A 9,601-nucleotide genomic window follows, 5' to 3' on the forward strand; every position below is an offset into this window, starting at 1 on the left:
GGCGGCGGCGGGGGTGGCGGCGCGCCGTGGGGCGGCGCCAACGCGCCCGGGCTGTGGAAGCTCGGCGTCGCGATCGTCGTGCTGCTGTGGCTGTTGTTCACCACCGTGCACGCGATCGGCCCGCAGCAGCTGGGCGTCGTCACCGATTTCGGCCGCTATGCTGGTACGCTGGAGCCCGGCTATCGGCTGACGCTGCCCGCGCCGATCGCGCAGGTGACGGTGGTGGACGTCAAGTCGAACCGGCTGGAGAACTTTCCCGACGGCGGCGGCGAGAACCTGGTGCTGACGCGCGACCAGAACATCATCGACCTGAGCTATTCCGTCCGCTGGACGGTGCAGAGCCCGCAGATGTACGTGTTCCAGATCGCCAAGCCGCGCGACACGGTACGCGCGTCGGCGGAAAGCGCGATGCGCGAGGTGATCGCCAACGTCACGCTCGACGAGGCGCTGACCAATGGCCGCGCGCTGATCGAGGCGCAGGTGCAGCGGCGCATGCAGGAGATCCTCGACGGCTATCGCGCCGGCGTTCATGTCCAGGGCGTCGCGCTCAAGCAGGTCGGGCCGCCGTCCGCCGTCAACGCCGCGTTCAAGGACGTCACGGCCGCGCAGCAGGACGCGCAGGGCCTGCGCAACCAGGCCCAATCCTACGCGCACCAGAAGACGCTGGCCGCCGAGGGTCAGGCGGCCGAGTTCGACCGCATCTACGACCAGTACAAGCTGGCGCCCGACGTGACGCGCAAGCGGCTTTATTACGAGACGATGGAGGCGGTGCTCGCCAAGTCGGACAAGACGGTGGTGGAGGCGCCGGGCGTGACGCCCTACCTGCCGCTCGATCGGATGCGCCGCGCGCCCGATGCCGATGCGTCCGTCACGGCGACCGCGCCCGCGACGGGAGGGCAGCAGTGAACGCGTCGCTCAAGCAGCCGCTGATCTGGGTGGCGATCGCCATCGCCGCGCTGATCCTGATCACCAAGACGGTGGCGATCGTGCCCGAATGGGACCAGGCGGTGATCCTGCGGCTGGAGAACCCGGTCGCGACCGTCAACGAATGGCATGCGGGCGAGGTGTTCGGCCGCACGGGCGCCGGGCTGATCGTCCGCATCCCGTTCGTCGACCGGCTGGTCTGGGTCAACAAGCGCATCCTGGACGTCGACAACGACAACCAGCAGGTGCTCTCGCGCGACCAGCTGCCGTTGCAGGTCGACGCGTTCGCGCGCTTCCGCATCGTCGATCCGCTCAAGGCGGTGACCGCGACCGGCTCGACCGGCTCGACCGAGACGGAGGTGAGCGCGGCGCTCCAGCCGTTGCTCGGCAGCTCGATCCGCGCGGAGCTGGGCAACCAGGATTTCGCGACCTTGCTCACGCCCGAGCGCGATCAGGTGATGATCGGCATCCGCACCCGGCTGCAGGTGCTGGCGCGGCAATATGGCGTCCAGATCGTCGACGTGCGGATCAAGCATGCCGACCTGCCCGCCGGCAGCCCGCTCGACAGCGCGCTCGCCCGGATGCGCACTGCGCGTCAGCAGCAGGCGATCACCATCCGCGCGCAAGGGCAGAAGGACGCGCAGATCACGCGCGCGCAGGCGGACGCCGACGCGGCGCGCATCTATGCCGCCAGCTTCAGCAAGGACCCCGATTTCTACGATTTCTACCGCGCGATGCAGTCCTACCGCTACTCGCTGGGCGGCGGCGCGGCGGCGGCACAGGGGCAGGGCGCGACCTCGATCATCCTGTCGCCCAACAACGCCTATCTGCGGCAGTTCGAGGGACGGGGCAAATAAGCGGCGCGCCGCTCTCTGCGGGAGCGGCGAGCGGCTGCGGCCAACATGCATCACTGCCGTGGAAAAACGCCGCACAGGAGCCAACACGGGTTGCGTCCATGCCGCGTCGCGGCAACATGACGGTTCCGTTATTGCGGGAGGGCCATTCCATGCGTCGTCATGCGCTTTCTGTCTTGTTCGCGGCCTCGTCGCTGGTCGCTTCTCCGGTTCTCGCGGCCGCGAACCCGGCGGCGTCGCTATCGGTCGCCCGTGCGGCGCGCGCCGGTTCGCCCGCCGGCAGGAGCAACGCGCTGGTCGGTGGCGGCACCTATGCGCTGATCGGTTTCCTGGTCTTCGTCGGCGCCGTCGTCGGTATCGTGGAAGCGACCGACGACAAGCCATCGTCGCGCTAAGCCGCGATCAAGACGAGGGTTAGCGCCATCCCGGCGACACACCGCCGGGATGGCGCACGTCATCGGAAGCAGCGCACCTCGCGGGAATGACGCTCGGCTTGGTCGAGCCGTCGGCCAATTCAGCCCGCCAAACCGACCCATCGTAACCGCGCAGCCGCCGCGACCGGTGGTCAACGCGCCAGCCAGGCCGTGACGACAACCTGTGCCCGCCGGTCTCGGCGATCTCGTGGCCGATCCCGGCACGATCGCCAGCCGCGCATCGGGCCGGACGGCGGCGAGCAGGCGGCTGCTGGCCACCGGCACCGTCGCGTCGTCGATGGCGTGGCCAGCCCGCCGCGCCGGTGCAAGACCGGCCGGCGCGGCCGCTTGCGCTGGCGTGGGGCCGATGCTAGTCGCCCAGCCAGCCCGCCGGTGAGCGCGTTTCTCGCGCGCCCGGTCCTTGGGCGAACCATTTGGGCCAGGTAAGGACAAGGCATCCGTGGAGGCATCCAGCGGCAATATCGGCGGCGGGTTGCAGGCGAGCCTGGGCGGGCGCTACGCGATCGCGCTGTTCGAGCTGGCCGAGCAGGGCAAGTCGATCGCGGCGGTCGAGGCGAGCCTTGCCGCCGTGCGCGACGCGCTCGACCAGTCGGCTGAGTTCCGCGCGCTGACGGCGAGCCCGCTGGTCGCGCGCGGGCAGGCGGTCAAGGCGGTGCTCGCCACCGCCGACAGCCTGGGCGTCGATGCCACCACGCGCAGCTTCCTGGGCGTGCTCGCCGAGAACCGCCGGCTGGGCGCGCTGCCCGAGATCAGCCGCGCGTTCCGCCAGCTGGCCGCGCGTCATCGCGGCGAGGCGACCGCGTCGGTCACCAGCGCCCATCCGCTCGACGAGGAACAGGTCCGCGAGCTTCGGCAACAGCTGCGCCTGCGGCTGGGCCGCGAGGTCAGCGTCGATCTGTCGGTCGATCCCGCGCTGCTCGGCGGGCTGGTGGTCCGCATCGGCTCGCAGATGATCGACTCCTCCATCCGTACCCGATTGAACGCGCTCGGCAGCGCAATGAAAGGCTGACGGCTCGCGCCGTCACAGGAAAGGCTAAGCAATGGACATCCGCGCGGCGGAAATCTCCAAGGTCATCAAGGACCAGATCGCCAGTTTCGGCACCGAGGCGCAGGTCAGCGAGACCGGCCAGGTGCTCAGCGTCGGCGACGGCATCGCGCGCATCTATGGGCTCGACAATGTCCAGGCGGGTGAGATGGTCGCCTTTGCCAACGGCGTGCAGGGCATGGCGCTCAACCTGGAGGCCGACAATGTCGGCGTCGTGATCTTCGGCTCCGACGCCGAGATCCGCGAGGGCGACACGGTCAAGCGCACCGGCACCATCGTCGACGTGCCGGTCGGCAAGGGCCTGCTCGGCCGGGTCGTCGATGGCTTGGGCAACCCGATCGACGGCAAGGGGCCGATCGTCGCGGAGAAGCGCAGCCGCGTCGAGGTCAAGGCGCCCGGCATCATCCCGCGCCAGTCGGTGAGCGAGCCGATGCAGTCGGGCCTCAAGGCGATCGACGCGCTCGTCCCCGTCGGGCGCGGCCAGCGCGAGCTGATCATCGGCGATCGCCAGACCGGCAAGTCGGCCGTCGCGGTCGACGCCTTCATCAACCAGAAGGGCGTCAACGCCGGCGACGACGAGAAGAAGAAGCTGTATTGCGTCTATGTCGCGGTCGGCCAGAAGCGCTCCACCGTGGCGCAGCTGGTCCGCACGCTGACCGAGCAGGGCGCGATGGATTACTCCATCGTGGTCGCCGCCACCGCGTCCGACCCCGCGCCGCTCCAGTTCCTGGCGCCCTATACCGGCTGCGCGATGGGCGAATATTTCCGCGACAACGGCATGCACGCGCTGATCGTCTATGACGACCTGTCGAAGCAGGCGGTCGCCTATCGCCAGATGTCGCTGCTGCTGCGCCGTCCGCCGGGGCGCGAGGCGTATCCGGGCGACGTGTTCTATCTCCACTCGCGCCTGCTGGAGCGCGCCGCCAAGATGAACGACAGCGAGGGCGGCGGCTCGCTCACCGCGCTGCCGATCATCGAGACGCAGGCGGGCGACGTGTCTGCCTATATTCCGACCAACGTCATCTCGATCACCGACGGCCAGATCTTCCTGGAGACCGACCTGTTCTTCGCCGGCATCCGCCCGGCGATCAACGTCGGCCTGTCGGTGTCGCGCGTCGGCTCGGCCGCGCAGACCAAGGCGATGAAGAAGGTGTCGGGCTCGATCAAGCTGGAGCTGGCGCAATATCGCGAGATGGCGGCGTTCGCGCAGTTCGGCAGCGATCTCGACGCCTCGACGCAGCGCCTGCTCGCGCGCGGCGCCCGGCTGACCGAGCTGCTCAAGCAGCCGCAGTTCAGCCCGCTGCCGTTCGAGGAGCAGACCGCGTCGATCTTCGCCGGCACCGGCGGCTATCTGGACAAGGTGCCGGTGGAGGCGGTGACCCGCTACGAGGCGGCGATGCTGGCGGACCTGCGCGCCAATCACGCCGAGCTGCTGGGCACGATCCGCGACACGCGCGATCTGGGCGATGACGCCAAGGCCAAGCTCAAGGGCGCGCTCGACGCGTTCGGCAAGACGTTCGCGTAGGTTGATGGTGGGTGACAGCGCCTCCGGGCGCTGCGTCACCCTGAACTTGTTTCAGGGTCCATGCGCGACGGCAGTCCGCGCGCCGACCCTGATGGTACGCATGGATGCTGAAACGAGTTCAGCATGACGAGGTAGGCAGGACGGCGACCGGCAGATGGCATCCCTCAAGGCCCTCAAGATCCGCATCGGCTCGGTGAAGTCGACGCAGAAGATCACCAAGGCGATGAAGATGGTCGCCGCCGCGAAGCTGCGCCGCGCGCAGGACGCGGCGGTGGCGGGGCGGCCCTATGCCGAGCGGCTGGGCGCGGTGCTCCAGTCGCTGGCGAGCCGGGTGACGGTCAGCGAGTCGTCGCCGCGGCTGCTGGCGGGGACGGGCCGCGATCAGGTCCAGCTGCTCGTCGTCGCCACGTCGGAGCGCGGGCTGGCGGGCGCGTTCAACACCAACATCGTCCGCGCGGCGCGCCGGACCGCGCAGACGCTGGAAGCGCAGGGCAAGACCGTGCGCTTCTACCTCGCCGGCAAGAAGGGCCGCGTGCTGCGCCGCTTCTACCCCGACGCGATCCTGCACGACGCCGACCTTTCCGCGATCAAGACCCCCGGCTTCGACGACGCCCGCGCGATCGCCGACGATCTGGTCCGCCGTTACGACGCCGGCGAGTTCGACGTCGCACACCTGTTCTATGCCAGGTTCGTGTCGGCGCTGGTGCAGGAGCCGACGCAGGTGCAGCTTATCCCCGTCGAATCCGCGGCACCTTCGCCAACATCGGCGTCGGCAACGTCGCAGTCGGGCGCCGACGCCGCCGTCGAGTACGAGCCCGATGAGGAAGCGATCCTGACCGATCTCCTCCCCCGCAACCTCGCCGTCCAACTCTTCCGCGCGATGCAGGAGAACCAGGCGAGCTTCTTCGGCGCGCAGATGAACGCGATGGACAACGCCACCCGCAACGCCGGCGACATGATCAAGCGCCTCTCCATCCAGTATAACCGCACCCGCCAGGCCGCGATCACCACCGAACTGGTGGAGATCATCTCGGGAGCGGAGGCGTTGTAGAGCGATGCCGACCGTCGTCATGGTCGATGGCGTGCGCATCGTCATCTACCCTGACGATCACGCGCCGCCTCACTTCCACGCATGGAAGGATGGGCGCGAAGCCAAGTTTGCTATAGAGACGGGAGAACTGATTGGCGGCGCCCTTGATCGCCGATCGTTACGAAAGGTGCAGCAATGGAGCGCATTGAATGGCGATCTGTTGATGATGGTCTGGGAGGCGACGAGGACTGGATCGACGGAGACGACGACATCGTAACGGTTGGCCCTCCGCTACCGCATGTGCGGCACGTCGAGGCGACCGCGCCACTGACGTTGTTCGTGCGTTATGATGACGGTGTCGAAGGTGAGGTAAGGTTCGCACGGACTGCCTTGCATGGGGTCTTCGCCAAACTGGCAGACGATGATTATTTCAAGCAGGTCGGCATCGCCCATGGGGCGGTGAGTTGGCCGAACGAAGACCCTGATATGGCGCCAGATGCCATGCACACCGAGATCGTCGCCGGAAACGGCTTTTGGACAGTGAATTGAGGACTAACATGGCCACCGTAGCCGATGATATCCGCCCGACCCAATCGACGGGCCAGACCAACAATACCGGCCGCATCGCGCAGGTGATCGGCGCGGTGGTCGACGTGCATTTCGACGGCAACTTGCCGGCCATCCTGTCGGCGCTGGAGACCGACAATAACGGCACGCGCCTGGTGCTGGAGGTCGCACAGCATCTGGGCGAGAGCACGGTGCGCACGATCGCGATGGACGCGACCGAGGGGCTGACGCGCGGCCAGACCGTGCGCGACACCGGCGCGCAGATCACCGTCCCCGTCGGTCCCGCGACGCTGGGGCGCATCCTCAACGTCATCGGCGAGCCGATCGACGAGCGCGGTCCTGTCGACCAGACGCATCGTTCGCCGATCCACGCGCAGGCGCCGGCGTTCGTCGACCAGTCGACCGAGAGCGCGATCCTGGTCACGGGCATCAAGGTGATCGACCTGCTCGCGCCCTATGCGCGCGGCGGCAAGATCGGCCTGTTCGGCGGCGCCGGCGTCGGCAAGACGGTGCTGATCCAGGAGCTGATCAACAACATCGCCAAAGGCCATGGCGGCGTGTCCGTGTTCGCCGGCGTCGGCGAGCGGACGCGCGAGGGCAACGACCTGTATCACGAGTTCCTCGACGCCGGCGTCATCGCCAAGGACGCGGACGGCAACGCCACGTCGGAGGGCTCTAAGGTGGCGCTGGTGTTCGGCCAGATGAACGAGCCGCCGGGCGCGCGCGCACGCGTCGCGCTGTCCGGCCTGACCATCGCCGAATATTTCCGCGACGTCGAAGGCCAGGACGTGCTGTTCTTCGTCGACAATATCTTCCGCTTCACCCAGGCCGGTGCCGAGGTGTCCGCGCTGCTTGGGCGCATCCCGTCGGCGGTGGGTTACCAGCCGACGCTGTCGACCGACATGGGCGCGCTGCAGGAGCGGATCACGTCGACCAACAAGGGCTCGATCACCAGCGTGCAGGCGATCTATGTTCCCGCCGACGACCTCACCGATCCGGCGCCCGCGACCTCGTTCGCGCACCTCGACGCGACGACGACGCTGAGCCGCGCGATCTCCGAACTGGGCATCTACCCAGCCGTCGATCCGCTCGACTCGACCAGCCGCGTGCTGGAGCCGCGAACGGTCGGCCAGGAGCATTACGAGACAGCGCGCGCGGTCCAGTCGATCTTGCAGCGCTACAAGTCGCTCCAGGACATCATCGCGATCCTGGGCATGGACGAGCTGTCGGAGGAGGACAAGCTGACGGTTCAGCGCGCCCGCAAGATCCAGAAGTTCCTGTCGCAGCCCTTCTTCGTCGCCCAGGTCTTCACCGGGATCGAGGGCAAGTTCGTGCAGATCGAGGACACGGTGCGCTCGTTCAAGGCAGTGGTGGCGGGCGAGTATGACCATTTGCCCGAGAGTGCCTTCTACATGGTCGGCGGCATCGACGAGGCGGTCGCCAAGGCCGAGAAGATGGCGCAGGAGGCGTGACGCCCGCGTGGCGATCGGTTAGGATGTTCGGGTGAACATCGACACCCTCTCGATCGCCCGCGACCTGAAGGCGACGGAATTGCCGGTCGAGCAGGCGGAGGCGATCGCCGCTGCGATCGGCCGTTCCGTAACGGAAGGTGCCGCCTCGAAGCTCGACCTTGAGGCTGTTCGGCTGTCGTTGAAGAGCGAGATCGATCTGTCGCGTCAGGAGACCCGTACCGAGGTCGAGAAGCTGCGAGCCGACCTTGAGAAGCTGCGTAGCAGCCTGATCACGACGGTCATCGGGTCTCAGATCGCCATCGCCGGCGTGGTTCTCGCTATCATCAAGCTGTAGGTCCCATGCTCCACTTCGAACTCGTCACTCCCGAGCGCCTCGTCCGCAGCGAGGACGTGTACATGGTTACCGTCCCGGGCACCGAAGGCGACTTCGGCGTGCTGGAGGGGCATGCGCCGTTCATGTCCACAGTGCGCGACGGCGCGCTGTCCGTCTACCGGACCAGCGGCGGCGCGGCGGAGACCGTGACGGTGCGCGGCGGTTTCGCCGAGGTCAGCGACCGAGGCCTGACCGTGCTCGCCGAGCAGGTCGACGCGATTGACTTGGGCGCGGCGCCCCGCCAGAGCCGGCCGGCCGACATCGCCTAGGCGAGGTCACTCCCGCGCGGGAGAGCGCCCCTTCGAGGGGCCACCGAAGGAGCAACCACCCCGGAAACTCTCAGGCACCCGGGACCGCGCAGGGGCCACGGCACTCTGGAAAGCGCTCGTGCGAACGGGCCACCGAAGGGGCAACGCTCTCAGGTTCCAAGCGACAGAGGGGGCGGCGATCAGGCGGGCATCCGGCCGGCTGCGCGCCCCTGCGCCGGAGCCTCGATCGTGAGCGATCTGTCCATCACCGATCCCCAGACGGGACAAGCCGAGATCGTCGCGATCGAGGCCGCGCCCGACGACGGACCCGAGACCGAGCGCCTGCCGCTTGACGCGTGGCACCGCGTGCGCGGTGCGCGCATGGTCGCGTTCGCCGGTTACCACATGCCGATCCAATATGAGGGGATCATGGCCGAGCACGCCTGGTGCCGCGAGCGGGCCGGGTTGTTCGACGTGAGCCACATGGGCCAGCTGCTGCTGTCGGGTGAGGGCGTCGACGCCGCACTGGAGGCGCTGGTGCCCGGCGACATCGCCGGCCTCGCGCTCGGCCGGCAACGCTATTCGCTGTTGCTGAACGAGGGCGGTGGCATCCTCGACGACGTGATGATCAGCCGCTGGCCGGACGGCCTCTACATGGTCGTCAACGGCGCGACCAAGTGGGACGACATCGCCCATCTGCGCGAGCATCTGCCCGACGAGATCACGCTCAACCACCTCGACGAACGTGCGCTGCTGGCGCTGCAGGGGCCGGCGGCGGCGGACGTGCTGCGGCGGCACGCGCCGGGCGTCGACGCGCTCGTCTTCCTGACCGGGGGGCGCTTCACGCTAGCCGGCGCCGACGCCTATGTCAGCCGTTCGGGCTATACCGGCGAGGACGGGTTCGAGATCAGCCTGGACGCGGCGGACGCGGGCCGGATCGCCGACCTGCTGTGCGCCGAGCCGGAGGTCCGGCCGATCGGGCTGGGAGCGCGCGACTCGCTGCGGCTGGAGGCGGGGCTGCCGCTCTACGGCCATGACCTCGACGAGGCGACGACGCCGGTGATGGCCGATCTGGGCTTCGCGCTGGGCCGGCGCCGCCGCGAGGCCGCCGACTTCCCCGGCGCGACCC

General features: G+C 68.5%; 12 protein-coding genes and 1 riboswitch. All 12 genes read left to right on the forward strand.

Translation table 11 applies throughout. The features are described from left to right. Positions 1–906 (forward strand): protease modulator HflK (gene hflK, locus HUU95_RS02535; RefSeq protein ID WP_174278661.1); only part of this gene is annotated, 906 nt, incomplete at its 5' end. Further along, positions 903–1,781, forward strand: coding sequence for a protease modulator HflC (gene hflC, locus HUU95_RS02540; protein ID WP_174278662.1), 879 nt, complete (start codon positions 903–905; stop codon positions 1,779–1,781). The genes hflK and hflC, both read left to right, overlap by 4 nt. 98 nt (positions 1,782–1,879) lie before the next feature. Then, complete coding sequence (locus HUU95_RS02545; RefSeq protein WP_254602577.1) at positions 1,880–2,173, forward strand: hypothetical protein; 294 nt, start codon at positions 1,880–1,882, stop codon at positions 2,171–2,173. 499 nt (positions 2,174–2,672) lie between these two features. Next, positions 2,673–3,221, forward strand: a complete 549-nt coding sequence (locus HUU95_RS02550) for a F0F1 ATP synthase subunit delta (RefSeq protein ID WP_174278671.1) — start codon at positions 2,673–2,675, stop codon at positions 3,219–3,221. A 31-nt stretch (positions 3,222–3,252) separates the two neighbouring features. After that, complete coding sequence (gene atpA / locus HUU95_RS02555; protein WP_174278663.1) at positions 3,253–4,782, forward strand: F0F1 ATP synthase subunit alpha; 1,530 nt, start codon at positions 3,253–3,255, stop codon at positions 4,780–4,782. 154 nt (positions 4,783–4,936) lie between these two features. Then, entirely contained in the window at positions 4,937–5,833 is an 897-nt protein-coding gene (locus HUU95_RS02560) for a F0F1 ATP synthase subunit gamma (RefSeq protein WP_174278664.1), read from the forward strand. A gap of 19 nt (positions 5,834–5,852) precedes the next feature. Further along, positions 5,853–6,089: a DUF4160 domain-containing protein gene (locus HUU95_RS14750; protein ID WP_368039789.1), complete on the forward strand. Its 237-nt coding sequence runs from the start codon at positions 5,853–5,855 to the stop codon at positions 6,087–6,089. Further along, positions 6,008–6,361, forward strand: coding sequence for a DUF2442 domain-containing protein (locus tag HUU95_RS02570; protein WP_174278666.1), 354 nt, complete (start codon positions 6,008–6,010; stop codon positions 6,359–6,361). The genes HUU95_RS14750 and HUU95_RS02570 overlap by 82 nt, the downstream gene beginning before the upstream one ends. 8 nt (positions 6,362–6,369) lie before the next feature. After that, a complete protein-coding gene (atpD, locus tag HUU95_RS02575; RefSeq protein WP_174278667.1) occupies positions 6,370–7,851 on the forward strand; it encodes a F0F1 ATP synthase subunit beta in 1,482 nt (493 codons plus the stop codon). A 31-nt stretch (positions 7,852–7,882) separates the two neighbouring features. Then, the gene (locus HUU95_RS02580; RefSeq protein ID WP_174278668.1) at positions 7,883–8,185 is read left to right on the forward strand and encodes a hypothetical protein; all 303 of its coding nucleotides are present in this window, start codon (positions 7,883–7,885) and stop codon (positions 8,183–8,185) included. A gap of 5 nt (positions 8,186–8,190) precedes the next feature. Next, complete coding sequence (locus tag HUU95_RS02585) at positions 8,191–8,493, forward strand: ATP synthase F1 subunit epsilon (protein ID WP_174278669.1); 303 nt, start codon at positions 8,191–8,193, stop codon at positions 8,491–8,493. 7 nt (positions 8,494–8,500) lie between these two features. Then, positions 8,501–8,590: riboswitch (glycine riboswitch) on the forward strand. 185 nt (positions 8,591–8,775) lie between these two features. Further along, the coding region (gene gcvT / locus HUU95_RS02590; RefSeq protein ID WP_254602578.1) for a glycine cleavage system aminomethyltransferase GcvT at positions 8,776–9,601 on the forward strand (826 nt) is incomplete at its 3' end.

This window comes from Sphingomonas bacterium, from assembly GCF_903643065.1.
GTDB lineage: Bacteria > Pseudomonadota > Alphaproteobacteria > Sphingomonadales > Sphingomonadaceae > Sphingomonas.